The organism is Olivibacter sitiensis DSM 17696 (genome assembly GCF_000427965.1).
GTDB classification, from domain to species: Bacteria; Bacteroidota; Bacteroidia; order Sphingobacteriales; family Sphingobacteriaceae; genus Olivibacter; species Olivibacter sitiensis.
This window is the reverse complement of sequence record NZ_ATZA01000024.1, coordinates 42,707-69,706: the sequence shown is the minus strand read 5'-3', so window position 1 is coordinate 69,706 and position 27,000 is coordinate 42,707. Positions and strand designations below refer to the sequence as shown.

Annotated in this window: 28 protein-coding genes; 21 read left to right on the top strand and 7 right to left on the bottom strand. The window is 43.7% G+C overall.

Features of this window, described 5'->3' with window-relative positions; genetic code table 11:
- Positions 1-205 (bottom strand): DUF4372 domain-containing protein (locus A37S_RS26715; protein ID WP_028297422.1); only part of this gene is annotated, 205 nt, incomplete at its 3' end.
- Between the two features lie 242 nt (positions 206-447).
- Here A37S_RS26715 and A37S_RS0113335 point away from each other — a divergent pair.
- Positions 448-1,698: a carboxypeptidase-like regulatory domain-containing protein gene (locus A37S_RS0113335; protein ID WP_169719497.1), complete on the top strand. Its 1,251-nt coding sequence runs from the start codon at positions 448-450 to the stop codon at positions 1,696-1,698.
- On the opposite strand, the gene rpoN is transcribed toward A37S_RS0113335, so the two are convergent.
- The gene (rpoN, locus tag A37S_RS0113330; protein ID WP_028297420.1) at positions 1,695-3,155 is read right to left on the bottom strand and encodes an RNA polymerase factor sigma-54; all 1,461 of its coding nucleotides are present in this window, start codon (positions 3,153-3,155) and stop codon (positions 1,695-1,697) included. The genes A37S_RS0113335 and rpoN overlap by 4 nt on opposite strands.
- Positions 3,156-3,497: 342 nt before the next feature.
- On the opposite strand from rpoN, the gene mscL reads away from it, so the two are divergent.
- Positions 3,498-3,887 (top strand): large-conductance mechanosensitive channel protein MscL, encoded by a 390-nt coding sequence (gene mscL, locus A37S_RS0113320; protein WP_028297419.1) that lies wholly within the window; start codon positions 3,498-3,500, stop codon positions 3,885-3,887.
- Between the two features lie 23 nt (positions 3,888-3,910).
- Here mscL and A37S_RS0113315 read toward each other — a convergent pair whose 3' ends face one another.
- The gene (locus A37S_RS0113315) at positions 3,911-4,816 is read right to left on the bottom strand and encodes a ChaN family lipoprotein (protein WP_051293164.1); all 906 of its coding nucleotides are present in this window, start codon (positions 4,814-4,816) and stop codon (positions 3,911-3,913) included.
- 152 nt (positions 4,817-4,968) lie between these two features.
- Here A37S_RS0113315 and rpmH point away from each other — a divergent pair, with 152 nt between their 5' ends.
- The 10 genes from rpmH to A37S_RS0113275 all read left to right on the top strand — a co-directional run bounded on the left by rpmH (position 4,969) and on the right by A37S_RS0113275 (position 13,014).
- A complete protein-coding gene (gene rpmH / locus A37S_RS26710; RefSeq protein WP_084163899.1) occupies positions 4,969-5,127 on the top strand; it encodes a 50S ribosomal protein L34 in 159 nt (52 codons plus the stop codon).
- A gap of 54 nt (positions 5,128-5,181) precedes the next feature.
- Positions 5,182-5,622: a ribonuclease P protein component gene (locus A37S_RS0113310; RefSeq protein ID WP_245586380.1), complete on the top strand. Its 441-nt coding sequence runs from the start codon at positions 5,182-5,184 to the stop codon at positions 5,620-5,622.
- A complete protein-coding gene (gene yidD, locus A37S_RS26705) occupies positions 5,585-5,839 on the top strand; it encodes a membrane protein insertion efficiency factor YidD (RefSeq protein ID WP_084163898.1) in 255 nt (84 codons plus the stop codon). Before A37S_RS0113310 ends, yidD begins: the two co-directional genes overlap by 38 nt.
- Positions 5,840-5,859: 20 nt before the next feature.
- Complete coding sequence (gene tsaB / locus A37S_RS0113305) at positions 5,860-6,579, top strand: tRNA (adenosine(37)-N6)-threonylcarbamoyltransferase complex dimerization subunit type 1 TsaB (protein ID WP_028297416.1); 720 nt, start codon at positions 5,860-5,862, stop codon at positions 6,577-6,579.
- A 300-nt stretch (positions 6,580-6,879) separates the two neighbouring features.
- A complete protein-coding gene (locus tag A37S_RS0113300; RefSeq protein ID WP_028297415.1) occupies positions 6,880-7,245 on the top strand; it encodes a hypothetical protein in 366 nt (121 codons plus the stop codon).
- 180 nt (positions 7,246-7,425) lie between these two features.
- Entirely contained in the window at positions 7,426-7,953 is a 528-nt protein-coding gene (locus tag A37S_RS0113295; RefSeq protein ID WP_028297414.1) for a ferritin, read from the top strand.
- 127 nt (positions 7,954-8,080) lie between these two features.
- Positions 8,081-9,034 carry an acetyl-CoA carboxylase carboxyltransferase subunit alpha gene (locus tag A37S_RS0113290; protein WP_028297413.1) on the top strand — a complete coding sequence of 318 codons (954 nt, stop codon included), beginning with the start codon at positions 8,081-8,083 and terminating at the stop codon, positions 9,032-9,034.
- A 28-nt stretch (positions 9,035-9,062) separates the two neighbouring features.
- Positions 9,063-10,613 (top strand): glutamine-hydrolyzing GMP synthase, encoded by a 1,551-nt coding sequence (gene guaA / locus A37S_RS0113285; protein ID WP_028297412.1) that lies wholly within the window; start codon positions 9,063-9,065, stop codon positions 10,611-10,613.
- Entirely contained in the window at positions 10,600-11,832 is a 1,233-nt protein-coding gene (locus A37S_RS0113280; protein ID WP_028297411.1) for a type 1 periplasmic-binding domain-containing protein, read from the top strand. The genes guaA and A37S_RS0113280 overlap by 14 nt, the downstream gene beginning before the upstream one ends.
- 27 nt (positions 11,833-11,859) lie before the next feature.
- Positions 11,860-13,014, top strand: a complete 1,155-nt coding sequence (locus A37S_RS0113275) for an RsmB/NOP family class I SAM-dependent RNA methyltransferase (RefSeq protein ID WP_245586379.1) — start codon at positions 11,860-11,862, stop codon at positions 13,012-13,014.
- A gap of 50 nt (positions 13,015-13,064) precedes the next feature.
- Here A37S_RS0113275 and A37S_RS0113270 read toward each other — a convergent pair whose 3' ends face one another.
- The 3 genes from A37S_RS0113270 to A37S_RS0113260 all read right to left on the bottom strand — a co-directional run bounded on the left by A37S_RS0113270 (position 13,065) and on the right by A37S_RS0113260 (position 16,745).
- Entirely contained in the window at positions 13,065-14,321 is a 1,257-nt protein-coding gene (locus A37S_RS0113270; protein ID WP_028297409.1) for a cation:proton antiporter, read from the bottom strand.
- A 123-nt stretch (positions 14,322-14,444) separates the two neighbouring features.
- Positions 14,445-15,020, bottom strand: coding sequence for a MarC family protein (locus tag A37S_RS0113265; RefSeq protein WP_028297408.1), 576 nt, complete (start codon positions 15,018-15,020; stop codon positions 14,445-14,447).
- 252 nt (positions 15,021-15,272) lie between these two features.
- Positions 15,273-16,745 carry an amino acid permease gene (locus tag A37S_RS0113260; RefSeq protein WP_028297407.1) on the bottom strand — a complete coding sequence of 491 codons (1,473 nt, stop codon included), beginning with the start codon at positions 16,743-16,745 and terminating at the stop codon, positions 15,273-15,275.
- Between the two features lie 346 nt (positions 16,746-17,091).
- Here A37S_RS0113260 and A37S_RS0113250 point away from each other — a divergent pair, with 346 nt between their 5' ends.
- The 3 genes from A37S_RS0113250 to A37S_RS0113240 are packed head-to-tail and all read left to right on the top strand — an operon-like array spanning position 17,092 to position 20,012.
- The gene (locus A37S_RS0113250) at positions 17,092-18,513 is read left to right on the top strand and encodes an APC family permease (protein ID WP_028297405.1); all 1,422 of its coding nucleotides are present in this window, start codon (positions 17,092-17,094) and stop codon (positions 18,511-18,513) included.
- Positions 18,514-18,553: 40 nt separating this feature from the next.
- Positions 18,554-19,492, top strand: coding sequence for a helix-hairpin-helix domain-containing protein (locus tag A37S_RS24690; RefSeq protein ID WP_051293162.1), 939 nt, complete (start codon positions 18,554-18,556; stop codon positions 19,490-19,492).
- Entirely contained in the window at positions 19,482-20,012 is a 531-nt protein-coding gene (locus A37S_RS0113240; protein WP_028297404.1) for an adenine phosphoribosyltransferase, read from the top strand. The genes A37S_RS24690 and A37S_RS0113240 overlap by 11 nt, the downstream gene beginning before the upstream one ends.
- On the opposite strand, the gene A37S_RS0113235 is transcribed toward A37S_RS0113240, so the two are convergent.
- Entirely contained in the window at positions 20,006-20,758 is a 753-nt protein-coding gene (locus A37S_RS0113235; protein WP_036602464.1) for a ThuA domain-containing protein, read from the bottom strand. The genes A37S_RS0113240 and A37S_RS0113235 overlap by 7 nt on opposite strands.
- A 107-nt stretch (positions 20,759-20,865) precedes the next feature.
- Between A37S_RS0113235 and A37S_RS0113230 the strand changes: the two genes are divergently transcribed.
- The 6 genes from A37S_RS0113230 to A37S_RS24680 all read left to right on the top strand — a co-directional run bounded on the left by A37S_RS0113230 (position 20,866) and on the right by A37S_RS24680 (position 26,997).
- A complete protein-coding gene (locus A37S_RS0113230) occupies positions 20,866-21,333 on the top strand; it encodes an NUDIX hydrolase (protein ID WP_028297402.1) in 468 nt (155 codons plus the stop codon).
- A gap of 92 nt (positions 21,334-21,425) precedes the next feature.
- Positions 21,426-22,148, top strand: a complete 723-nt coding sequence (locus A37S_RS0113225; RefSeq protein ID WP_028297401.1) for a dioxygenase family protein — start codon at positions 21,426-21,428, stop codon at positions 22,146-22,148.
- 3 nt (positions 22,149-22,151) lie between these two features.
- Positions 22,152-22,643: a hypothetical protein gene (locus tag A37S_RS24685; protein WP_051293160.1), complete on the top strand. Its 492-nt coding sequence runs from the start codon at positions 22,152-22,154 to the stop codon at positions 22,641-22,643.
- Between the two features lie 11 nt (positions 22,644-22,654).
- Entirely contained in the window at positions 22,655-23,329 is a 675-nt protein-coding gene (locus A37S_RS0113215) for a pirin family protein (RefSeq protein ID WP_157278642.1), read from the top strand.
- A 424-nt stretch (positions 23,330-23,753) separates the two neighbouring features.
- The gene (locus A37S_RS0113205) at positions 23,754-24,770 is read left to right on the top strand and encodes a TlpA disulfide reductase family protein (protein ID WP_028297399.1); all 1,017 of its coding nucleotides are present in this window, start codon (positions 23,754-23,756) and stop codon (positions 24,768-24,770) included.
- 13 nt (positions 24,771-24,783) lie between these two features.
- On the top strand, positions 24,784-26,997 hold the full coding sequence (locus A37S_RS24680; RefSeq protein ID WP_036602483.1) for a transferrin receptor-like dimerization domain-containing protein: 2,214 nt from the start codon (positions 24,784-24,786) through the stop codon (positions 26,995-26,997).
- The last annotated feature ends 3 nt before the right edge of the window (positions 26,998-27,000 follow it).

Sequence of the window (27,000 nt, the reverse complement as noted above, 5' to 3'; positions counted from 1 at the left end):
CGCAGATCTCGCCCATAGAATCACATCGGCTGAATATTCCGAACAGCATCGTCATGAGTTGTGTCCATGAATCAAAGGTCTTGTAATAGCGGTCAGACCGGTGCTTGCTCACAAGCATCTCAAATTTGTTCCTTGGAATAAAACCTAATAATTGTTTGAAGATTGGCTGACCGACTAATTTCTTTTCTGTATTTTTATCACTCATATTTTTAGTTTGTCGTAAAACCAAAATATGAAAAAAGGAGCTTGCCAGATATGGCAGCTCCTTAAATTATTTTTTGTCGGTCAGTAGTGAAAAAAAATGAGCTTACATATAGGATGTCCGCTCCCAATTGGATAACCAATTAAGATGAGTCTGGTTTGTATCTTGAAGGAATTGCATTCCGTTTTTTTGCTTTCTACGAAAAGTTCGTATATTTGAATATGAATTTTTGGACCGCAGTGTTAATGAACTTGTTTCTAATGGGTTCCCTGCTAGCTCAAGAGCGAAATACCCTCTCGGGCAAAGTGGTCGACGCCGAGACAGAAGAGCCATTGGTAGGGGCGAGTATATTTGTCAACAATACAACCTATGGTGCTAGTTCGAATGGTGAAGGAAGTTTTTCCTTGCGAAATTTGCCAAAGGGACGGCATGAAATAGTGGTGTCTTTGCTGGGATATCAAACACTGGCATTTGTGGTGGATATAGGAGATGCCCCGGTAGCGCCTCGACGAATAAAAATGAGCGTAAGGAGTCTGCAATTGAAGGAAGTGGATATCTCTGGATACAGCAAGTCTATGTGGGAGCGTTGGGGAAAGACCTTTTTGGATGTTTTTATTGGTACTTCTTCCTTTTCGAAGCAATGCAAGCTTATCAATTATAAATCCCTGAGATTCTCGTATGATAGCGATAAAAGGCGATTGACTGTCACATCTACTGAGCCACTAGTTGTAGAAAATAAAGCTTTAGGTTATAAGGTTACTTATTTGCTGGAAGAGTTTTATATCGATTATAGGTCAGGGGTCCAATTTTATATGGGATATCCCAAGTTTGAGGAGCTCGGTGGTAGTGAGCGGATATTGAAACGGTACCATCGTAATAGAGAGTTTGCTTATCGCGGATCTATGATGCATTTCTTTAGATCCCTATACCAAGGCGTCTTAGACGGAGATTTTGAAATCTATAGGATGTATCGTATCGCAAATGATGAAAAAAAGCGTGTCAAAGCCATGCGGATACCTCCAAGCCTGTTAGCGGGTGGAGGCGTGAATTTAAGGATAGTTACTAAAGGGGAGAGGGACACAGTACCGGTGAAGACAGATGACACAGCAAAAGATATAGCCCATGACTCACTAGATTACTATAGAACTGTTCTTCGGCAGCCCGATACAATGGATTATGTGAACTTTCAAAAGCCACTGACGGTAGATAGCATCGTGTCATCGGTAGTTGATGGGGTCAAAAGTCTATCATTTGACGATTACCTGTATATAATTGCTCGAAGTGGTACTGAAGACCCTATATACTATCAACAGATTGTAAGACCGAGACGTGAACCCGCGCCCCCAACTTCTACCCTAAAAATACACGCAAAAGACAGTCCTATCTACATAGACCAGTCAGGCAATTATTATGAACCTCATAACCTATTTTCGGGCATATACTGGGCCTGGTATTCCACGATGGCTACGCTACTTCCTTTGGATTACAAGCCCTAGAGTTCCTTACGCAACCTCGCAACGGGAATATTCATGGCTTCCCGATATTTCGCTACCGTTCGTCGGGCAATGGAATAGCCTTTGTCCTTCAATATTTCGGTCAGTTTCTCATCTGCCAAGGGTTTTCTCTTATCTTCGTTGGCTATGCACTCTTCCAGTATTTTCTTCACTTCTTTGTTAGAAACTTCCTCTCCGCTGTCGGTTTGTATGGCTTCGGAAAAGAATGATTTAAGCAGAAAAGTGCCAAACTCCGTTTGAACGTATTTGGAATTGGCAACCCGCGACACCGTAGAGATGTCCATGTCGATCTTGTCGGCAATGTCTTTTAAGATCATCGGTCTCAGATTTCTTTCATCTCCAGTGAGAAAATAATCGTACTGATAGTTCATGATGGCATTCATGGTCTTTAGGAGCGTCTGCTGCCTTTGCTTGATGGCATCAATAAACCATTTAGCTGAATCCAGCTTTTGCTTTACGAATTGCACAGCCTCTTTCATCTTTTTGTCCTTTTGGGAAGATTTGTCGTAATGGTCAAACATTTCCTGATAGGACCTACTGACCTTTAGTTCCGGTGCATTTCGGGCATTGAGCGTCAATATCAATATGCCATCGTTATTGGTAATATGGAAGTCGGGAATGATTTGCAATTGCTTTCCGGCCACAGCCCCAGAATCTCCCGGCTTGGGGTTGAGTTTCAGTATCTCATCTACAATTAGCTTCAGTTGATCTGAATTGATATTGAGCGAGCGCTCTAGCTTGTCGTAGTGTTTTTTTGTGAATTCATCCAAATAATTCTCTACGACCATAATAGCATCTTTGATGATGGGGTTTTCGGGATCCTTTCGCCTCAATTGGATGAGCAGGCACTCCTGTAGGTCTCTGGCCCCAATACCGGCAGGGTCGAAGCCCTGGATAATCTTAAGCATTTCCTCAAACTCTCCTTCAGAGGCCATCACGTTTTGGGAGAATGCCAAGTCATCTATCAATGACACAAGCTGTCTGCGTAGATAGCCATCGTCGTCCAAGCTTCCTATGATCTGCTGTCCAATAAGGTAATCTCGATCGTCTAAAGCCAATAGGTCGAGTTGCTGTTGCAAGTTTTCGAAAAAAGAATTCTGAATGGCAACGGGCATCTCTTTGCGATCGTCTTCGTCTTCATTATTGTTGAATTGATTGCCATAATCGTTAATATCGTCATCTTGGATATAGTCGTCCACGTTGAATTCATCGGCCTCCATGGATTCCTCGAACTGTTCGTCAGGGTCTTTGTCTGGATATTCTTCTTGACTGTCGTTCATGTTTGCGAGGCTAGCATCTTCCAGAGCTGGGTTTTCCTCTAGCTCTTCCTTGATGCGGGCATCTAATGAAACAGTAGGAACCTGCAGCAGTTTTATAAATTGAATCTGCTGAGGTGAGAGTTTCTGAAGTAATTTTTGCTGTAAGCTTTGTTTTAGCATAAATTGTGATATTGGCGCAAATTTACATGAAAACAAGCATAAATTTTCCTCAAAAAACATTTAGCCTGAGTAAAAGTTCTAAGGATAGGTATATGCGCTGTTTCACGTCTTAGCATTGCTACCTTGTAATCTATTACACATGAAACGTATAGATACTTAGAATAGTTTAAGGTAATTATTTTTTTGTTTCTTTTGGTTTTTTCTCCATTTGGGTTAAGCGGTCTTGGTGAAAGATGGAAAAGAGGAGCCATTTCAGTTGCTTTTTAACTTGCATATAAAAAGTAACTTGTCTAAGTTTGCTTAAATTATTTTTTGGGGAATAAAATTAAACATTGTTGATTTATGGGATTTGTTAAGGAATTTAAAGAGTTTGCCATGCGTGGCAACGTTATTGATCTTGCGGTAGGTGTTATCATCGGCGGTGCTTTTGGTAAGATAGTCTCTTCTTTGGTGGACGACATCATAACTCCTGCTATACTCACGCCGGCACTTACAGCTGCAAATTTAGACAATTTGGCCGATTTGAAGATTCCTGGGACGGCCATTGCATATGGCAACTTTTTGTCTCAGGTAATTTCATTCCTGATTGTGGCAATAGCGTTGTTCTTGATTATCAAGGGAGTAAATAGTTTGAAGAAGAAAGAGGAGGCAGCTCCCACAGCCCCTCCTGCACCAAGTAAAGAAGAGGTATTACTTGCTGAGATCAGAGATTTGCTGAAGGCAAAACCTTAATCGACCGTGGCATTCGACTAATCTCATTTTACTCCTCCTATTGGTTTTTCGGTAAGTATGATGTAATCCCCAAGATGTTCAAAATCCTGCCATCTTGGGGATTTGATATCTTCGTGTTTGAAGGCGGAGATGTTGATCGATTTCAATTTTGGGCGATACTTCTTCAACTGCGCCATTACGCCCAGTTTTTCGTCGCTATGGAATCTACCGTTCAAATGTAGGATGATATTGGACTTATGCTTTTTTGACCATTGGGCAATGCGGTAGGCCATGGTAGCATCCCAGAGATTTTGGCTTTGATAAATTTTCATGGATCCCATGTTTTCATGGCCTCCCAGTAATAGAGCGAAATTATCATAATAGGCCCCTGTTAAGGTGTCGATTGGAATGGGGGCCAAGTAATTTTTTGCTGTTTTGCTTAGTTTTTCTAGAGCGGTTAATCCTTCGCGAGACACCAAGTTGGTGTAGCGCGACGGTGCATTTGCGGCAATGACGGGAATACCCAGCTCTTTGGCGTATTCTATCAAAGGTCTATAATCCGAATAGTTGGCCCAGAGTCGTCCGTCTTTTGACAGGTTGGTTTCCTTAATAATCCCCGCTAGGTATTCATCCAATATGAGCTGTATGTCGCTTTGGAACATTTCGAGCGATAGTGTTATATTGTTGTTGTTTTCGTGTAGATTCTTGAAGAGTGCGTACTGCAAAGTATGCGTGATGGAGTCATCGTGTTCTTCGCCGAAAAACACAACGTCGCTCTCATTGAGGCGGGAAGCAAGTTCACTGAGTGTTATTTCCTCTTGTTGTCTGGTATCGTAAATTTTGTAATGTTTGTTTTTGTTTTGAGCAACGATAAGCGTTGTGTATAAAAGTGAGATTGCGGCCAGGCATATGACCTTTCTGATGTTTTTTGCGCGGTATATAGTTCCCATAGTGTACAATTATAATGAATAAGTGGGGGTGAAAGAAGTTTTGTGTAAAATTATTTGAACTTTACTTGTTAAAGCCTTACCTTTGCGTTCCTGTTTTTATATTTTAGTGAAGATAGGAATAAAGGCTTGGAAATTAATAAAAAGATATACAGATGAAAAGAACATTTCAACCCTCGCAACGCAAGAGAAAAAACAAGCATGGTTTTAGAGAGCGTATGGCTACTGCCAACGGCAGAAGGGTCTTGGCTTCTAGAAGAGCAAAAGGCAGAAGGAAATTGACCGTTTCAGACGAGCGCCGCCACAAATTCTAGTCTAGGTCGTCGTCTGACTAATCTAGGGCGCAACATGCTTCCTTATCAAGAAGCATGATACTAGAAAGAATAGCGCTAATGGGTGAGTATACATTTAAGAAAGAGGAACGCCTGTGTAACAAGCGCTTGATACGAGCGCTATTTAGCAGGGGATCCTCTTTCGTTTTGTATCCTTTTCGAATTTCTTTTCTTAACCTTAGGGAAGAATCGCCTAGTGGAGCCTTGGCACAAGTCATCATCTCTGTGCCAAAGAAAAAGTTCAAGAAGGCAGTTCACCGTAATTTGCTCAAGCGGAGAATGCGGGAAGCGTATAGGATGAACAAAGCGGCTGCTGTTTACGGATTTTTGCCTTCGGGCAAAGGAGTCTTGCTGCTGTCGATCCATTATATCGGAAAAGAATTATTGGATTCTAATACGATAAGCCGCAAGATGAAACTGGCATTGGAAAGAATGAAAGATGAGTATATGCGCATTTATATGGCAGAGAATCATTAAGGCTCCATTGAGCTTTCTTTTAGTTGTGCTTATCAAGCTTTATAAGTTGCTGATCTCCCCGCTATTTCCAGGCTCCTGTCGTTATACTCCTACTTGTTCACAGTATGCATTAGAAGCCATAAGTAAATATGGCCCTTTTAAAGGTGGATGGTTGACCCTTAAGCGCATAGGAAGATGTCATCCATGGGGCGGACATGGCCACGATCCTTTACCTTAATGCCTGTTAGGTTTTACGCAATGAAGATTCTCCATATAGAAACGGCTACTCAAGTTTGTTCGGTTGCATTAAGTGATCACGGACAGCTTGTATCTGTAAAAGAAATAAATGAGGTAAATGCACATGCTTCGCACCTCACCTTGCTTATACAGGATTTGCTCAAGGATGCCAATATCTCTTTGCGGCATTTGGCTGCTATAGCTGTGAGTAAAGGACCAGGTTCGTATACAGGGTTGCGTATCGGTGTAGCGACGGCTAAAGGGCTTTGTTACGGAGCGGATATTCCACTTTTGTCGGTAGATTCATTGAGCTTGCTGGCTTGCGGGTTTGTAGAGTATGCGAACAAAACGGGCTTAAAATTGTCCAATGCATGGTTGTTGCCTATGATCGATGCCAGAAGGATGGAGGTGTATTCCGCTAGCTACGATAGCCAACTGAATCAAATGGAGCCAATATCTGCTCGTATTATTGACAGAAATAGTTTTGAGGGGCTATTGTATAAGGGAAAGAAGCTTATATTGTTTGGCGACGGTGCCGACAAATTTGCTCCCCTGTTTGAGAACGATGCTCTTGTAGAGGTGTTTGAGCACTTTAGGTGCTCTGCACAATATGGTGTCCATCTGGCTTATCAAAAACTTTTGAAAGGGGAGACGGAAGACACTGCATATTTCGATCCTTTTTATCTTAAGGACTTTGTGCCCACAAGTCCCAAGAAGGGAACTGCCATAAACGCAGGCTAACACTGTCCATGTTTCCTAATGCCAATTGATATCTTTCCCCATTTCCAGTTTCCCCTTGTAGTTGATGGCACGAAGAAACGTAGAGCTATGCCTTTCTCTTTCGATAGCGAACCTTCCTTTGATTTTGGGATAATATAAGGTTATGACCTGCTCACTGTCAGTGCTGAATTGATGTGTTTTCTCCAGCTATTCTTTGGTCGCTAATTCTACCTCGATAGAGATTATACGAAAAACAATATTTTATTTGGACTGATTATAGATAATTGCTAACTTCGCCAAACGAAATGAGATAGTATCTTTATGATCTGCGAATTAGTTAAATTAGAAGAGGTTTATAGAACGAAGGACGGTGCTGTACTCCAGTGTAATAACAAAAACTGTTTTTGGCTGGAGTTTGCAGGTAACCATACCGCCTTTCGGGTACAGGATTTTCTTCAATTTAAGAAAACTGTCGATCAAATCGATTTGGAAGATATGCTCATTGATTCTTCTCGCGCATCGGATTATACGCTATTGATGCCCTTTCGTACTCAACGTTGTTTCCTTTTAGATGTTACGCAATTACTGGCATTGAAGGAGATTTTGCAAGGAGCTATGTTTATGCTCGAGTTAAATAGTCTATTGAAAGCTTGTTTGACAGATAAGCCAATGGTTAGTCACAATTAACATATCCAGTCCCTTATTTATAATTGATCTTAAGATACTGTATTTCAGTATAATTTAGATTGAATTTGTATTGCTTTTTCCGCTTTTTCTTGATTGACATAGTAGTTATCTTTGTACTATGAGATTTGAGGCAAGGAATTTGCCGAGATAAATTTTTTTGAAACGATACGAAATAGCAATATGAAAGATTTGATAGGATTAAAAACCTCTATAGGAGAGAAAATAGAAAGCGCCTTAAACGCGCAGATAAAAGTAGAAGCACACTCGTCCTCTATTTATTTGGCTATGGCATCTTGGTGCGATTATCAGGGTTATGATTTCAGTTCGGATTTTTTTCTGGAACAAGCTGATGAAGAGCGTGCCCACATGATGAAGATTTTTCATTATGTAAAAAACAGGGGGGGGAAAGCTGTTTCTCCAGAAGTAGTAAATGTACCTCAGGACTTTGAATCGTTCAGGTCGGTGTTTGAACAGGCCTTGGAGCAGGAGATGCACGTGACTAAGCAGTTTAACAATCTGGCCGACCTTTGCTTCAAGGAAAAGGATTTTGTGACCTTTCAATTCTTACAATGGTTCTTGGAAGAGCAAGTGGAGGAAGAATATACCATGCGTCGCGCCATAGAGCTGTTCGATGTGATTGGAGAGGAAGGGACTGGAGCATGGGATATCGATAAACATATACCGAAAATCACTTTTGATAGAGGGTAGTTTACTGTTTTGTTGGGCTGACGATCTGATTCTTCAGCCTATTAAGTTCTATAGAAGGCACACTCTGTGAAGAGGGGTGCCTTTTTTAATAAAAAAATACGTACCTTAGCCACCCCAAAATTGCTTTATGGAGACGACTTTTGATTTTGAAAAACCTATTGCCGATTTGCAATTACAGATAGAAAAAGTAAATCAAGTGGCTGAAAAAACCAAAGTGGATATGTCTGCTACTTTGACCGAGTTGGAGGCGAAGTTGGAAGAGGCCAAGAAAGAAGTGTACAGCAATATGTCAGGCTGGCAAAAAGTACAAATGTCTCGTCATCCAGAGAGACCGCAAACACTTGACTACATTTCCCTTATGTTTGAGGATTTCGTGGAGCTGCATGGAGATAGGACCGTACGTGATGATAAGGCAATCATTGGAGGTTTTGCCTCTATCAATGGAGAGTCGGTCATGGTCATCGGGCACCAGAAAGGGAAAAACACCAAGGAAAGGCAGTTTCGGAATTTTGGCATGGCCAATCCAGAAGGTTATAGGAAGGCCTTGCGTTTGATGCGTTTGGCAGAGAAATTCAATAAACCCGTAATTACGTTAATCGACACCATGGGAGCATATCCGGGTATAGAGGCGGAGGAGCGTGGACAGGGGGAGGCAATAGCACGCAATCTGTTGGAGATGTCCGTACTGAAGGTGCCCGTCATTTGCGTCATCATAGGTGAGGGAGCATCTGGCGGTGCATTAGGAATAGGAGTGGGTGATAAGGTGTATATGCTGGAGCATACCTGGTATTCGGTCATTTCTCCCGAATCTTGCAGCTCTATCCTATGGCGTAGTTGGGATTATAAAGAGCGCGCAGCCGAATGTCTGAAGCTCACAGCCGAGGATATGTATGGCAATGGTTTGATAGATGGCATCATCCCAGAACCTTTGGGTGGAGCTCATCAAAACCCTCAACAAATGGCCGATACGCTCAAAGGCGTGTTGGTTAAAGATTTAAAATCGCTAGGCAAAAAGAAGGTGGACAAACTTGTAAGCGAGCGTATTGATAAGTTCTGTGCCATGGGAGTTGTAGTGGAGTAAATTTCCAAAAAATTCCTACCTTTGGCCCATGCAAGAAAAGATCATTATTCTTGACTTTGGGTCGCAGTATACACAATTAATCGCGCGACGAGTCAGGGAGTTAAATGTGTATTGTGAAATACACCCGTTCAATCACCTTCCCGCATTTGACGAATACATAAAAGGAGTTATTTTGTCCGGAAGCCCTGCTTCGGTACGGCAAGCGGATGCTCCCCAAATAGATTTTCAACAATTTCATGGGAAATACCCTTTACTAGGAGTGTGCTATGGAGCGCAATACATAGCGCAGCATTCTGGTGGAGAAGTGGCTCCCTCGGAGATAAGGGAATATGGACGTGCCAACCTTCTCTTCGTGAACGAAACAAGCCCACTGCTGAAGCATATTCCCGTTAATTCACAAGTATGGATGTCGCATGGCGACACCATAAAACACGTGCCGGAAACTTTTGAGATCATTGCCAGCACCGATAAGGTGCGCGTGGCAGCGTACCATGTCAAGAATACCGATACGTATGGGATACAGTTTCATCCAGAGGTGACCCATAGTGAGGATGGTAAGACTTTGATTGCCAATTTTGTTGTAAATATCTGCGGTTGCTCTCAGGATTGGACCGCCGATACATTTATAGAGACCACCATAGCCGATCTGAAAAGCAAGATTGGAAACGACCATGTAATTATGGCTCTTTCTGGGGGTGTTGATTCGTCGGTCGCGGCCATGCTCTTGCATCAAGCCATAGGAAAAAACCTACATTGTATATTTGTAGATAATGGCCTGCTGCGCAAAGACGAATTTGAGCAGGTACTCGAATCCTATAAGGATATGGGGCTTAATATCAAGGGTGTGGATGCCAAGGAGCGCTTTTACGGTCTATTGGCGGGAGTGAAAGATCCGGAAAGAAAACGCAAGATTATAGGTGGTGCATTTATCGATGTGTTTGACGATGCTGCCCACGAGGTACAACTCGAGTTGCCGAATGGGGTAGAAGTGAAATGGCTGGGGCAGGGAACCATTTATCCTGATGTCATCGAATCCGTATCGGTCAAGGGGCCTTCGGCGACAATCAAATCGCATCACAATGTAGGTGGACTGCCCGACTTTATGAAGATGAAAGTGGTGGAGCCTTTAAATACACTTTTCAAAGATGAAGTAAGAAAAGTTGGGGCTGCCTTAGGTTTAGATCCTTTGATTTTGGGTAGACATCCTTTTCCTGGTCCTGGTCTTGCCATACGGATATTGGGAGATATCACGGCAGAAAAGGTACGGATTTTGCAGGATGCTGATGCCATATATATACGCAATCTGCGTGAATCCGGCTGGTACAACAAGGTGTGGCAGGCGGGAGCAATTTTTTTGCCAGTACAATCTGTAGGTGTGATGGGAGACGAGCGAACATATGAGCATGTTATTTGTTTAAGGGCCGTAGGCTCCCTGGACGGTATGACGGCCGACTGGATTCACCTACCATATGAGTTGTTGGCGAAAATATCCAATGAAATCATTAATCATGTTAAAGGAATAAACCGTGTTGTTTACGATATCAGTTCAAAGCCACCGGCTACCATTGAATGGGAATAGTTTTTTTGTTTTCGTATTTGTATTGCTCACGCTTGGTGCTTGTTCCAGCCGTAGGGTATTGCAACGGGATGAACCCAAAAAGCAGCCTGTAGAGAAACCAAAGGAGCCAACAGAAGAAGAGGTCGAGAAAGAGGAGCCAGCGGTAAGAGCTCCGGAGACGATAGCCTTATTGATGCCCTTTCAACTTGATAAGGTGAGGGGAGGCGCACCTTCCATGCAGGATGCAGATCGGGCCGCACTGGCATTAGATTTCTATCAAGGCTTTAGGCTGGCGCTGGATGATCTGTCAGATAAGGGCGCTTATTTTAGGCTGAATGTATTGGACAGTAGAGACAATGCTCAACAAGTGAGCAGGTTGGCACAAAGTGGAGAAGTTAGGGACGCCAAGCTGATCGTTGGTCCGGTTTTTCCATCGGAATTAAAGAGTTTCAATAGTGCGATCAGCCCAAGCTCCAATATTTTGCAGGTTTCTCCTTTGGCTGCAAGCGTGCCAGATTTGGCACATGTGGAAAGAGTGGTCACTGTCACACCAACATTGGAAATGCATGCCGAATGGATTAGCCAGCAATTGGCCGCAAGCTTGAAGCCTGGCGATCAGGTGTTCTGCTACGATTTGGGAGACGCCGACAGCGAGAAATTTCTTTACCCCATAAAATATGCCTTGCAAGCCAAAGGAATCGCTACAGACAACATATCGGATTTAGATGGTCTGGAATTGAATATGCGCGTGTCTGGTAAGAGTTTCGTTCTGTGTGGCTCGACCAATCCTTTTGCGATAAGTCCTTTGCTTGCAAAGCTTGCTGAGTTGAAGGTTGAAAGGTCTTACGATATTGTTTTGATAGGCCATCCCAATTGGGCGAAATTATCAGATTTGGATCATACGTATCTATCGCAGTTACAAACAACCATCAGCACTTCCTTTTACGTTGATGAAAGAGCTAGTAACGCCAGAAAGTTTTCCGCTATTTACGAGAAACAGTTTGGCATAAGAGCATCAGAGTATGCTTATAAAGGGTATGATACTGGACGGTACTTCGGAGAACTATTGAATCGTCATTCTCAAGATGATTTAACCACTCATATCCTAGATGAGGAGTCGCAAGGGATTTCTACAGGTTTTAGGTTTAGGTTTCTGGAAGGACAAGGCTATGTTAATACTTCTATACAGCTTTTACGGTTTGTTGGGAGCGAATTCAAGCTACTTAAGGGGAAGATGTAAGTCATGTCTTCCCAAAACAAAAGAATAATGTCCCAGCTCCACCGTTTTAAGCAAATGGTGGATGGCTATAGCCAAGCACAGCCTCTATCTGTTTACTTATCCGCTTATTTCAGGGAAAACAAACAAATGGGGTCCAAGGATAGACGTCAGGCTTCTCGGTGGATTTATCACCTATTTCGGATAGGTGGGGCTTTGGGCGAGGATTCTTCCATGGAAGATAGGTTGTGCTGTGCAGAGTTCCTATGTGCCGAAGAGAGTGACCTATTGTCGGTTCTGTACCCAGAACTAATGCCTTATCTTGCCTTAACAAAGCAAGAGAAACTCGAAATGGCATGTTCGCGTTTTGGCTTTCAAGCCGATCGGATTTTTCCGTTTAGGGAACGTCTATCTGCGTCCATTGATAGCACTGCTTTTGTGGAAAATCACTTAGGGCAGCCTTATTTGTTCATTAGGGTTCTGCCTGATGACAAAGCATATGTCGTGTCCATACTTCGAGAAAAGGGAATTGCTTTTGATGAATGGGCCCTCGAAACCTTGGTCTTGGCCAACGGTGCACCTCTCGATCAAATAAGAGAAATACAGGGGAAGTTTCAGGTTCAGGATTATTCCAGCCAGCAAACCCACCGTTTCTTTGGTGCCAAAGCCGGTGAACGGTGGTGGGATGCCTGCGCTGCTTCTGGTGGCAAATCTCTGCTTCTCAAACAGAAAGTGCCTACTGTTAACTTGTTGGTGTCAGATGTACGAGCAAGTATACTGCGTAATTTGGACGAACGCTTTGAAAAGGTAGGCATCAGTGATTACCGAAAAAAACTGCTTGATCTCACAAAAGATATCTCACACATACTGGGTAATGAACGATTTGACGGGATCATCGTGGATGCTCCTTGTTCGGGTTCGGGAACTTGGGCACGTACACCGGAGATGATGAGTAGTTTTTCTATACAACAGTTGAAGCATTTTGTGCAGTTGCAACGTCAAATTGTGGCTCATGCCGTACCCTATCTGAAAAAGGGATGTCCTCTCATTTATATCACTTGTTCTGCCTATGCCGATGAGAATGAGCTGCAGGTTGCCCATTTTGAAGAGCACTTAGGACTTCATGTAGACCATATGGAGGTATTAAAGGGCTATCAACACCATGCAGACACCATGTTTGTGGCTAGAATGGTAAATAAGGTGTAGGGTTTAAGGAATGAAGGAGAAACCTGCCTTATACCCTACACCTTAGCTCCTCAAGCCTCGTCCTGTTGTGCTATTTTCTTGGCGTAATTGGTCAACTTGCCTATAGTTAGTCCCTGTACCAGTATAGAGAACAGCACCACATAGTAGGTAATGGACAGTAGAAGCTCTTTGTTGAGGTAATTGTCTATGGATAGCGCCAGGGCTACCGAAACCCCTCCGCGCAACCCTCCCCAAACCAATATAGTGATGGTGGCCTTATTGAATTTGGTTTTCATAGGGATAATCTTTACGGGTAGCAAGATAGATACTAGGCGGGCCAACAAGACCATGGCGATCGATATGATGCCGATGAGCCAATAATCGCCTATATTGGTGATAACGATGAGTTCGAAACCGATGATGAGAAATAGAATCGCATTCATGATTTCGTCAACAAGCTCCCAGAATTTATCTAGGTATTCCCTTGAAACTTCCGACATGGACACCTTTCTGCCATAATTGCCTACAACCAGTCCTGCGGTTACCATAGCAAGTGGGCCAGACATGTGCATGGCTTTGGCCACTAGATGTCCTCCCATCACCACAGCTAGCGTAATCAATACTTCTACCTTATAGTTGTTTATCTTACCAATAGCCGTTGACGCGACAAAACCCAAAAGTAATCCCAATCCGACACCGCCTAGGGCTTCTTTCACTAGAAGCCATGTGACGCTGCCTACGGAAAGGTCCACATCTTGCCCCTGGGCAATGGATAGCATGATGATAAAGACCACTACGGCCACGCCATCGTTGAAAAGGGACTCTCCAGCTACTTTGGTCTCCAAGGACTTGGGGACACCTGCTTGTTTTAGAATTCCTAGCACGGCAATGGGGTCAGTAGGCGATATTAGGGCACCGAAAACCAAGCATTGAATGAGGGGAATGCCCATATTCAACCATTGTAATACGTAGAACAGTAGAAAACCCACCACAAAAGTGCTTATGATGACACTGACAGTTGAGAAGACAATGACGGGAGCCTTTTGTTCCTTAAGGTCGCTCAGGTGGATATGTATGGCTCCCGCAAATAACAGAAAGTTCAGCATGGCGCCCATGAGTACTTCTGTGAAGTCGATGTTTGATATGAAACCCGAAAATTCTTCAAAGATGTGGGGGATCATCTTATCTGTAAGGATTAGGCCTAGAGATATTAGAAGCGCGATTACCATGACGCCAATAGTGGCAGGCAGCCGTAGAAAGCGCTCGTTGACATAAGAAAAGATAGCCGATAGGACTATAAGTACGGAAAAGGTATAGTATAATTCCATAGAAGTAGTTTAGCTGACTTTGTAATTAACAAACAGGGAAAAATACAATTTTTTTTACAAAAAGCTCCAATAAGAGGGCAATTCACCCTACAAAAAGGTTTTTTGACCCGAATTAGACTTGTGTTAGAGTCCAGTATTCGTCCTGAACAATTTGATGGCTATGGCAAGCAAGATGATTCCAAAAGCTTTGCGGAGTACTGCAAGCCCTGTCTTTCCCAAGATTTTTTCGAGGCGATAAGTGTTTTTCAGTACCAGGTAGATGATGCCTATATTGATCAATATCCCAATGATAATATTGGGTGTGGAGTATTCCGATTTCAGAGATAAGATCGTGGTCATGGTGCCTGCACCTGCTATCAACGGAAATGCGAGAGGCACAATGGAAGCTGTCTCGAACGAATCGCCTTTGAAGAAATCCACTCCCAATACCATTTCCATGGCAATGATAAAAATCACCAACGAACCCGCTATTGCAAAGGATGCGACATCTATTCCTATAAGATGTAATAGACTCTCCCCTACAAACAGAAAAGCGACCATCAACACCAAAGCAACGATACTTGCTTTCTCCGATTCTATTTTTCCAGCCTTTTGCCTCAAGTCTATAATGACGGGGATACTGCCCAAGATATCTATCATGGCAAACAAAATCATGGTGACAGAAAGGATTTCCTTGAAATCAAAATATAACGGCTTCATCGCTATTAATTATTTAAAGTGCTTGAAAACAAGGTAAATATATGATATATACTTGTTTTTATGGCCGGCAAAGGTAGTATATTTTTTTGAATGTCAATGAATGAAAAAACGATAGTATTTCGGAATGGGTTAAGCGAAAAGAAATTGTAGAAAATAACTGATTGGCAGCGTTAGAGGCTTCAGGAAATATAAAGAGCTATAACCGGAAAGGCTATAGCTCTTAGAATATTTTTTTTGTACTACAAAAGGAGCTTATTTGGCTTCATGTGCCAAACGAGCCTTGCTGTGTTTCTTTCCATAAAGGAAGTAGATGATAATGCCCAGAGCCATCCATATAGCCAATCGCTCCCAACTCTCTATGGGAAGCGACGCCATCATAGTGACGCAAACGACGATGCCCAATATAGGTACCAAAGGAACAAGCGGTGTTTTGAAAGGCCTAGCCAAATGGGGATCTGTTTTCCGAAGTATAATCACCCCTATGCAGACCAATGAAAAAGCAAACAATGTACCGATGCTCACCATATGACCCAGATCCGATACAGGAACGAAGCCAGCAAAAACACTCACGAAAATCATGAATATAAGATTCGTTTTCCAGGGAGTTTGTTTTTTGCTCAGGTCTGAAAAGAATGCTGGTAGCAGGCCGTCCTTGCTCATCGTATAGAATACACGACTCTGTCCTAACAACATGACCAATATCACGGACGTGTAGCCAGCCAATATGGCGATGATAAGGAACATATTCAAGAAGGTGTAGCCTGTAGTAGCAAAAGCCGAAGCAACGGGGCTAGCATCTCCATCAAATAAGGTATAGTTTCTCAATCCTGTCATTACATAAGAGAAGAGCACGTAAAGCAAAGTACATACAATTAGGGATCCTATGATGCCTATTGGCATTCCCTTCTGAGGGTTTTTTGCTTCTTGAGCGGCCGTGCTGACAGCGTCAAAACCAATAAAGGCAAAAAACACTACGCCTGCGCCTCTTAGTATGCCACTAATACCGAAATGCCCGAAATCTGGGCTGCCAAAAAATTGGAAGAAACCCAGTTCGCCAGCTTTTACAGCGTCTTCACCCGGATTGGCAGGGATGAAGGGGGTGTGATTGGCGGGATCTATAAACTTCCAGCCCAGAGCAATGAAAACCAGTACTACGATGATTTTTACTACGACCAAGATATTGTTTACCAAAGAGCTCTCTTCCGTCCCCCTCATCAGTAAAAGAGACAAAAGACAAACAATGACGATAGCTGGGAGATTGATGATTCCACCTTCCCAAGGACCATGTAGGAAACTGCTAGAAATCTCCATGCCCAGATGGGCCATGAAATCCGAAAAATACTGTGACCAGCTTGAAGCAACCGTGGCGGCACCTAACGCATATTCGAGTACCAAATCCCATCCTATAATCCAAGCCACAAATTCGCCCATAGTGGCATATGAATACGTGTAGGCACTTCCCGCTACTGGTATCATAGAGGCAAATTCTGCATAGCAAAGTCCGGCAAAACCACAGCCAACAGCAGCAACAATAAACGAAAGAATAACGGCAGGGCCGGCATTGTCTGCGGCGGCTATGCCCGTTAACGAAAACAAACCAGCTCCTATGATAGCCCCAACGCCGAGGGCTACTAAATTATAGCTCGAGAGTGTTCTTTTTAGTGTTCCTTCTCCACTGGCCTTAGCCTCTTCAATTAATGCTGGAATAGATTTTTTGTATAACATATAGTGATTTGAATTTAGCTTTTGCTAACTTTTTCAGTTGTGATTTTTTTGTTATGTGTTGTTTGTTTCTGTTGAAAATCAATATGAGAGCCAAACCTACAATTTTTATTTCAAAATACATGTTTTTTTGTTTACTAATTTCTTTTTTAAGGGAGGTGGAAAGTGTTTTGGATACACTATGCTTGGTTTGCTTCTTGTTTTTTGGGATGAAAAGGCTTTTGTTGCTAATAGTTTTATGTTTTAGCTAGTTTAAATGGAACTGTTATTGAGTTTTGTACACTTTTCTATTTTAATTTATATATTCGTCGCTCAATGGGTAATCAAACTAAATATTAATCAAATCTATATGAGTGAAATAAGCGAAAATGAAGGAATGAAACGGGAACTTGGCTTGTTGGACGCTACCATGCTGGTAGTGGGATCCATGATAGGTTCCGGGATTTTTATAGTAAGTGCCGATATCGTGAGGTATGTGGGTAGTGCGGGATGGCTTATTTTAATTTGGTTGATTACTGGCCTCATTACATTAACGGCCGCGTTAAGCTATGGCGAGCTTTCGGCCATGTTTCCAAAAGCTGGAGGCCAGTATGTTTACTTGCGCGAAGCCTATAACAAAATTGTTGCGTTTTTGTACGGTTGGGCCTTGTTTACCGTTGTTCAGACCGGTACGATAGCGGCAGTGGGGGTAGCATTTGCCAAGTTTACGGCTTATCTGTTTCCGGTGGTGAGTGATGAACATATCCTTTTGGATTTGGGCTTTTTCAAGCTTAATGCGGCCCAAGTGCTCTCCATATTCACTATATTATTGCTTACTTGGTTCAACACGCGGGGTGTAAAGAATGGGAAAGTTTTGCAGACGATTTTTACCGTGGTGAAAATTCTTTCCTTGCTGGGATTGACGGTGCTCGGGCTTGTGGCAGCTTTTAACGCCAGGATTTGGGAACAGAACTGGAGTATGGGGTGGCAGGCCATGACTTGGGATTTTGCGTCTGCCGAATGGGTTCCAGTCGCTGGTGCTGCCTTGTTCGCAGGAATAGTCTCCTCTATGGTCGGTTCCTTGTTTTCCAGCGATGCCTGGAACAATGTGACTTTTATAGCCGGTGAGATCAAAAACCCACAGCGAAATATTGGGTTGAGCTTATTCCTTGGAACGTTGATCGTGACCATTATCTATGTGTCTACCAATCTGATGTACCTGGCCACCCTTAGCCTAAATGATATCGCCTTTGCTCCTGCCGATAGGGTTGCTGTATCTGCCGCGAACGCCATTTTTGGAAATGCAGGTACTTATATCATTGCGATCATGATCATGGTATCTACTTTCGGATGCAACAATGGGCTTATTTTATCCGGTGCTAGGGTTTATTATACCATGGCGCAAGATGGTGTCTTTCTAAAACAAGCTGGAAGGCTCAATCGTTTTGAAGTGCCAGCTTGGGGGCTTTGGGCACAAGGGCTATGGGCATCCATTTTATGTCTTACCGGCAAGTACGGCGATTTGCTCAACTACGTTATCTTTGTGGTGCTTATTTTTTATGCGCTCACCATTTTGGGGATTTTTGTTCTCAGGGTCAAAAAGCCAGATCTAGCGCGGCCATATAAAGCATTTTTATATCCAGTACTACCCGCCGTATACATTGTAGCTGCCTTGACCATTTGCGTAGGTTTGTTGATTTATCAACCCACCTTTACTTGGCCAGGGCTTATCATTATCATATTGGGCATCCCAATTTATTATATGATGGGCAGGAGGAAGCTGAAAGTATAACAAATGGACGCTTGGTTTTTGTTGACTTTTGATTTTTACTATGCACTGGTTGCAAAAATATTTTGGCTTTAATAAGCGGGAACGGAACGGCATTGTCATTTTACTTTGCATAATTGCCGCCATTCTTTTTATACCATTTTTGCATGGACTTTATGTTGGCAATAATCAAATTGTTCCATTTAATGTCGAAATTGTTCCTTTACCACAGCAATATGACGCGGTATCGGGCACTGATCAAGGCAAGGGAGAAAAGGTACAGCAAACGGAGGTGGTCTATTTTCCTTTTAACCCGAACAAGTTGAGCTTGGAACAAGGTAAACGACTGGGGCTTCATGAAGGGCAGATTCGCAATATACAGAATTACGTTGCTAAAGGTGGTAAGTTTCGAAAAGCAATCGATTTGAAGCGTATTTATACGATCAGCGATCAAGATTATGCCAGGCTTGAGCCCTATGTTCGTATTCAGGAAGATGTGGATAAACATAAAGAGTCGCGTAAACAGGCTACTTTTGAACAACGGAAGGTAACCGATGATACAGGAAATAGTGCGTATAACAAACCTGCCGACGCTATCAAAAGTATAGATATCAATAAGGCTGATTCCGTACAGTGGACCGGACTAAAAGGAATAGGTCCTGTGTTTGCCTCGCGTATAGTGCGGTATAGGGAACTGCTGGGTGGTTACCATTCCGTCGAACAGTTGCTGGAAGTTTATGGGATGGACTCACTGCGATTGATGCCCCTCTTGCCTTCATTGCATGTCGATAAAGCGGTGATTTCAAAAATTGAAATCAACAAGGCCGATTATGCTATATTGCGTGCCCATCCATATATATCCAATAAACAGGCCCAGTTGATCGTTCAATATAGAAAGCAGCATGGCAGTTATAAATCTATAGCCGATTTATTGAAGATTGCGGTTTTTGATGAGGATTTTTTACGTAAAATTGCACCTTATATCCATATAAATGAAGATTGAAGATAAACTAAAGGCGGTAATCCGTGATGTGTTGGATTTTCCCAAGCCGGGTATTGTTTTCAAGGACATTACGCCCATATTGAAAGATTCCGTATTGTGCAGGGAGGTGGTCGAGACTTTTGTGGAGCGTTTAAGTCCTTTCGAAATAGAGGCAGTTGCAGGAATAGAGAGCAGGGGCTTTTTGTTTGGGATGATGCTTGCCAATAAGCTCGACATTCCTTTTATACCAATCCGAAAACAAGGTAAATTACCTTATAAAACCGTTAGTCATTCTTACGACTTGGAATATGGGTCGGCAACTATAGAAGTGCACGAAGATGCCTTGGCTCCCGGTACGAAAGTGCTAGTGCACGATGATTTGCTGGCTACGGGAGGGACAGTAGTTGCCACCAGCAACCTCATCAAGTCGCTTGGGGGTGAGGTTGTGGGCTATTCCTTCTTGATCAGCCTGGACTTCCTTAATGGTAGGTCGCGTCTCAAATCCTTTTCTGAGGAAGTGGTGTCATTGGTTTCCTATTGAGGAGCCACGCCGAAGCGGGGCCCTTTTCTGCCCATGGCATAGTTGATGCCTCCCAAGAGCAGTTGCTGGAATGCGTTTTCATCATAACTTTCATCTGTATGCCCTAGGCCTGTATAGAATGAGCGGCCTCCATCAAAGTCGTGATACCAGGTGATGGGATGCTCCTTGCCGTTGTTGCCGCCTGAATAGCTGGTTTCGTCCAGTAGAAGTAAAGGGTGAATTTCGGGGTAGATGGATTTAAAGTTGTACCACTCGTCTGTGTGCATCCACACCTGATGGAGGTGCTCAGTAGCGGGATGAGCAGCATCCGTCTTTATGAGCTTTGCCTCTTGAACCTCGGGATGGTTCACAAAATAGGCTCCCACCAATTGATTGTACCACGGCCAGTTGAACTCCGTATCCGTAGCGGCGTGGATGCCCATAAAGCCACCTCCTTGCCTGATATAGGACTGAAATGCCGATTTCTGTTGCTCATTGAATAGATCGCCCGTGGTGTTAAGAAACAATATGGCCTTGAATTTCTTCAGCTTGTCGTCTGTGAACAATTTTGCATCTTCCGAGGCAATGACCTCAAAGTCATTCTTTTGCCCAAGCTCTCGAATGGTCTGTATTCCTTTTTCAATGGACTGATGCCGAAATCCGGCAGTCTTGCTGAATACCAATATTTGGTCCCTTTTCTGCGCGCAAGTTGTATAGGTAATGGCAGTCATGACAAGACTCAATAACAGTTGTTTTGTTCTTTTCATTGATAGTATGGCTAAGTTCATAATGGCAATCGTGTCGTAAAGGTATTGATTTCATGATCGGTTTTCGTAAGGTGGGGGAAATAAAATGACTAAATTGCCAATTGATTATGAAATTAAGTGCAGGTATATTGCTTTATAGACACTCACCTAATGATGGCGTGTTGGAGTTTTTTCTGGTACACCCCGGTGGGCCCTATTTTGCCAGAAAGGATGCGGGCTGGTGGACCATCCCCAAAGGAGAGCCCAACGAGGAGGAAGAACTTTTGGCAACAGCCATTAGGGAGTTTGAGGAAGAAACAGGTTATAAGCCCAAAAAACCATTTTACTCCTTGCTGCCTGTCAAGCAGAAAGGCGGTAAAACGGTGCATTGCTGGGCCGTTGAAGGAGATTTGGATGCTGAGAAGATAATCTGCAATACCTTCACGTTGGAATGGCCTCCAAGATCGGGTTTGCAAAAAAGTTTTCCCGAGATTGATAGGGCAGAGTGGTTTAGCTTGGACGATGCCTTGAAGATGATCAATGAACAGCAAAGAGAGTTTTTGCTGGAATTGTGGAAAAGGACAGGTGTTGAGTGATTTAACAGGATTTAACTTCTGTTGAATATATTTGACACTTCCGTTAATTTACTTTGTATGGACTAAACTGAACTATTACAAAAAGATGAATTATGGAACGGAAGAGGTTTTTAAAATCGCTATCGATGTTTGCCTTGGCAGCGCCCTTGACAACCCAGTCTTGTGCTAAGGAAGAATCGACCGATGCTGTTGATGGCGGCAAAGAAGTCGTAGCCGATGGTAGCTGTGTGGTGAGCCCCAGTGAGACAGAAGGACCGTTTCCTACGAAAAACCCAGCATCCTATGTGCGCAGCGATATTCGAAAAGGAGATGGCGTAGGGGCGAATATGAACGCAAAAATCACCGTCGTAAATGCAAACAATAATTGCGCAGCATTGGAGGGCGCCGTTGTTGATGTATGGCATTGTGACGTAAATGGCGATTATTCCGAATACGGAGGAACTCAGATGCAGTCTACCAATTACCAGAGCGTCCATTGGTTTCGTGGTAGACAGGTAACGGACAGCAACGGTCTGGTGACGTTTCAAACCATATTTCCGGGATGGTATCAGGGTAGGGCCACGCATATCCATGTACATATTTACAATTCTGCTGGCCGGTCCCTATTGGTAACCCAAATCGCTTTTCAGGATAGCCTGTCTACGACGGTAAATACTACTGGTTCTGCCTATGGCTACACCAAGGGGATGTCGAGATATACCTACAACGCATATGATAGCGTATTCAGTGATTCGGTAGCCAAGGAAATGTCTACGGTAACAGGAAGTTTGGCGGCGGGTTTTGAGATGTCGATAACTATCAGGGTAAGCGTTTAAGTAATGGCTAGGGAATTGGTCTTATGCTACCGCAAGCTCATAGACAACTCTTCGAAAGGTAGATGGGAACGACTGCTGTACGATGCGGCATATGAGGAATATCACATGCAAGTACAGTATTTTGATACGGAAGGGAAATGGGATCGGTATTCAGATCTGTTGTTGGCCGTAAATGGAGCAGAGAAATTGCCTTTTTTGGTAAGCGGGGCGATCAATGGCTATTTGCAACAACTGAACGGGAGAGTGCCCGATGTAGTCAATAACGTAGGCAAATATTTTCTTCGCTTCAGTCAGTATCAATTTGAGATCATTGATGCCCATAGGAGCAAGCAAAGCACTTTTCGCATAGCGGTGTCTTTTTTTACGGATCCCTTGCTTTGGCTGGATACCATAAGCAACTATTTGCTGCTACAACCGCTAGGAGACGAAAATTGCTTGACGCACCTTTTTGAGTTAAGACCTTATGTAAATATTCATTCAGTGAAAGAATGTTAAAAACACAGGAGATGAAAACCGTAAATATGCTGCAAGGAAATATCTATTTGGCGGAAAGAAGAATGCGTTACAAGAGTGATTCAAGTGAGATGTACAGTACGTTTTACGATAGCCTTGCAGCTGAACAGGGAAGATTGCTGCAGGCCAATGCCGTGATATTGGAAGCTGGGAGGGATATTTTATTGGACATCCCCGAGTGGGCACAAACCTATCTACTGCCTATAGGTGGGGAAATACTTTTGGCCGATAACGGAGCCAAAATGATAGATGTAGGTGAAATACTTATTTATGACCACGGCGCGGATAAGGCAGATCTGCTGATCAGGAATCCATATCAGGAACATCCGACTTCCTTCGTTCAGTTTTCGTGCAGGATAGATAAGGGTTTGTCTTCCGGAATCCGCATTGCTAGATTGGGTATAAATGAGGAGAAAGATCGTTTGGTGGCCTTGGACGGAAGTAGTCCGCTTGTTTCATTGTACATCGGCATATTGGAGGGGCGAAAGGAAGACACATTGTATATGGCGCAGGGAAAATCGTCTTTTTTTGCATATATACTACAAGGAAGTTTTGAAATAGAAGGACGCTTGCTGCGTAGCGGCGACAGTTTGTTGCTATGGGATTTAGATCAGGCTGAGTTGGAATCCCTGCAAGATGGTTCCATATTGTTTGGTATCAATTTTTGACCGTATCAGGTCCTGAAAACTAGGCTGTTTTCTGCACTTCGTCCTATTGGATACATACATACGTGAAGCCATCCGCTCCGTTTTTCAAAACCCGCAATTTAGCCTAAGGAGAGGCATGCTTTGTTTCGATTTGCGAAAATGGAAATATTTCTCATTCAGGGATTTGTTTTTTTTAAAACAAGTTTTAGTGCTTGAAAAAAATTGCTTCATTTCTTCAATAAAAACCATTAAGGAATTAAGATAAATTAAGAAAAAGGATTTAATCTTCTTAATGTTTCAACGGGTACGACGGAACTGTTCTTCATTTTTTGCCATGTACTCTAAAAAATCTATTTAACAGGTGGATTAAATATTGTATTTTTGTGCGTTCAAAGGCAAAAAGATTTTAATAGCCCAAAGTGAACAACGTAGCAAATAGGACATTATGAAAAGAAAATTCAATCTATTGGCATTTATATGGCTATCGAGCATAGTTGCGGTAAATGCCCAGCAAGCGAATCTACAACTTTCCGGAACCGTCAAAGATGTGAAAGACGGCAAGATCTATCTACAGGAGTTTAGGAACAAGATGTTCTTTACGATAGATTCAGTGACGATCGTTAACGGTAATTTTAGCTTTTCCACTCCGGTGAAGCTCCCCGAACTATATGGACTGACCTTGGAAGAACAGAAAAGTCCCTACTTTCTCTTTCTGGAAGACAGTCCAGTGAACGTGCAATTGGACACGTCCGCCCGTTATCGGAATACCTTGGCAGAAGGATCGTTCTCGCAGGATGTCTTTGCTGAGTACAGCAAGCAAAGGGAAGTAGATATTGCCAGCTTTGTGGATAAATATCCTTCATCCATCGCTACCGCCTACATTCTTTATCGCAACTATTCCTACCGCCTTTCTCCGGAAGAAATAGAAAGCTATGTGACCAAACTATCGCCTTCCCTGCAGGGAACGGAGTACGTGAAGGTATTAAAGGATTTGGTAGGCGTGCTGCAGTCAGTAGCGATAGGCAAGAAAGCACCGGATTTTCAGTCGCGCAATCAGTATGGCGAAACGGTGTCTTTCAGTGAGCAATTGGGTAAGGGCTATGTGTTATTGGATTTTTGGGCCGCTTGGTGTCCGCCGTGCCGCAAGGAAAATCCCAATGTGGTATCCGCATTCCAAAAATATAAGGACAAAGGTTTTAGTGTGGTAGGCTTTAGCTTAGACAAAAAGAAGGATGCTTGGGAAAAAGCCATTGCAGACGACCACCTGGATTGGGTACAGCTGACAGATTTGACTTTCTGGGATAGCGCACCGGCCAAGCTGTATGGCGTACGTGCTATCCCTGCCAACTTGCTGATAGCACCCGATGGCACTATCGTAGCCAAAAATTTGCGTGGCGAGGAACTGCACGATAAGTTGGGTGAATTGTTGGATAAAAAAGATAACTTAGTGGTTAAGAAATAACCAGATGGTAAATATGAAACATCGTATAGGTGCCGGGGCAATGGGGTTGTTTTTTTCCTTACAGAGCCTAGGCCATGTGATTTATGCCCAGGAAAAGCCTAGTGCTGATCAGCAAGCGCTGGAGCAGCAGTTCGATGCCCTATTATCTTCCGAGAGTATTCGGGAGCAGGTGAAGCTGCTTGCCGATAGGCCGCACCATTTGGGCTCTGCACGAGGGAAAGAGGTGGCGGAACTCATCTTGGCTTGGTTCAAGCAATATGGTTGGCAGGCCAAGCTGGAAACATATCACGTACTTTTTCCCACGCCGGTGGAACGCGAGCTGCAGCTGCTATCACCCACTCCTTTCACGGCCTTGCTCAAGGAGCAGGTGGTGGAGGGAGACAGCTATTCTACTCAAGAGGGACAATTGCCCACTTATAATGCATGGGGAGCCGATGGTGATGTGACGGCTCCGTTGGTGTTTGTCAATTATGGACTTCCTGCAGATTATGAGGAGCTGGACCGTCAGGGCATCAGCGTCAAAGGAAAGATCGTCATTGCCAAGTACGGCAATAGCTGGCGAGGAATAAAACCCAAGGTAGCCTATGAGCATGGGGCAGTTGGTTGTCTTATCTATTCTGACCCCAAAGAAGATGGCTATTTTCAGGGCGAAGGATATCCGCAAGGTCCCTATAAGAATGAGCATACCGTGCAGCGCGGGTCGGTCATGGACATGGTTATCTATCCGGGAGATCCCCTGACTCCTAATCGCGGTGCCACCGAGAAAGCAGAAAGACTGGAAAGGGAAGAGGCGCCTACGATTTTGAAAATCCCCGTACTGCCTATTAGCTACCACGATGCTTTGCCATTACTTACGGCACTCAAGGGGCCTGTAGCTCCTCCTGCATGGCGTGGTGCATTGCCCATTACCTATCATGTGGGAGGGAATGGGGATGTCAAAGTGCACTTGAAGGTAAAGCATAGCTGGGATATTGTGCCTGCGTACAATGTGATTGCTACGCTGAAAGGAAGCGACTATCCAGATGAATGGGTAGTGCGGGGCAATCACCACGATGCTTGGGTAAACGGAGCCGATGACCCTGTAAGTGGTTTGGCGGCCATGTTGGAAGAAGCAAAAGCCATTGGTGAACTGGCGCGAAAGGGTTTTAAGCCACGCCGTACGCTCGTGTATTGCGCTTGGGATGGGGAAGAGCAATCGTTGCTGGGATCTACCGAGTGGGTAGAAGATCATGCAAAGGAGCTCTCGGAAAAAGTAGTGGCCTATATCAATACCGACGGCAACAGCAGGGGCTTTTTCCGTGCAGGGGGATCGCACGCATTAACCGGCTTGGTGACAGAAATAGCAAGGGACGTACGGGATCCCTTAAAGGAAGTCAGCTTGTTCGACAGGAAAAGAGCGCAGGAAATCACTTCGACCAATTCCGTTGCCCCCCAGAAGAAACTATTGGACAAAAAGGATTACGCTTTGCAAGCGCTGGGTACCGGTTCGGATTATTCGGCATTTCTTCAGCATCTTGGTATCCCTAGCCTCAATTTTTCCTTCGGGGGAGAAGGTCCAGGAGGCGATTATCACAGTATTTATGATAATTATAATCATTATGTACGTTTCAAGGATCCTGATTTCGTTTATGGCAAAGCCTTGGCTCAGACAGCCGGCAGAGCGGTTTTGAGGCTTTCGCAGGCCGAAGTGCTGCCCTTTGACTTTGAAGGCTTACATAAAGCCGTATTGGAATATGCCGTTGAGGTACAATCACTAGCGAAAGAACTGAAACAGCAGCAGGAACTCAATCAACAATTATTGGACAAAAGCATATTTGAAGTAGCGGCAGATCCAAAAAAGACGTACACAACACCCAAACTAAAGGCGCCAGTGCCTCAGATAGCCCTTGATACACTATTTTCGGCATTGGACAGCTTATCCGTCGCGGCAGATAAGTTAAACGCCAGAATTGCTGCTTTTCAGGGTAGTAAGAAAGAGCTGACAGCACAAAACGGAAGGTTGTATCAAGCCGAAAAGTCGCTGTTGTTGGAGCAGGGTTTGCCACGGAGACCTTGGTACAAGCACAGCATCTATGCGCCCGGATTTTATACCGGCTATGGTGTGAAAACACTGCCGGGAATAAGGGAGGCTTTGGAAGAAGGACATTACGATGAGTTTCAGCATCAGCTCCGGTTGTTGGAGCAGCAATTGCTCATACTAACCGAGTTTCTAAACGCGACTTTTTGAGTT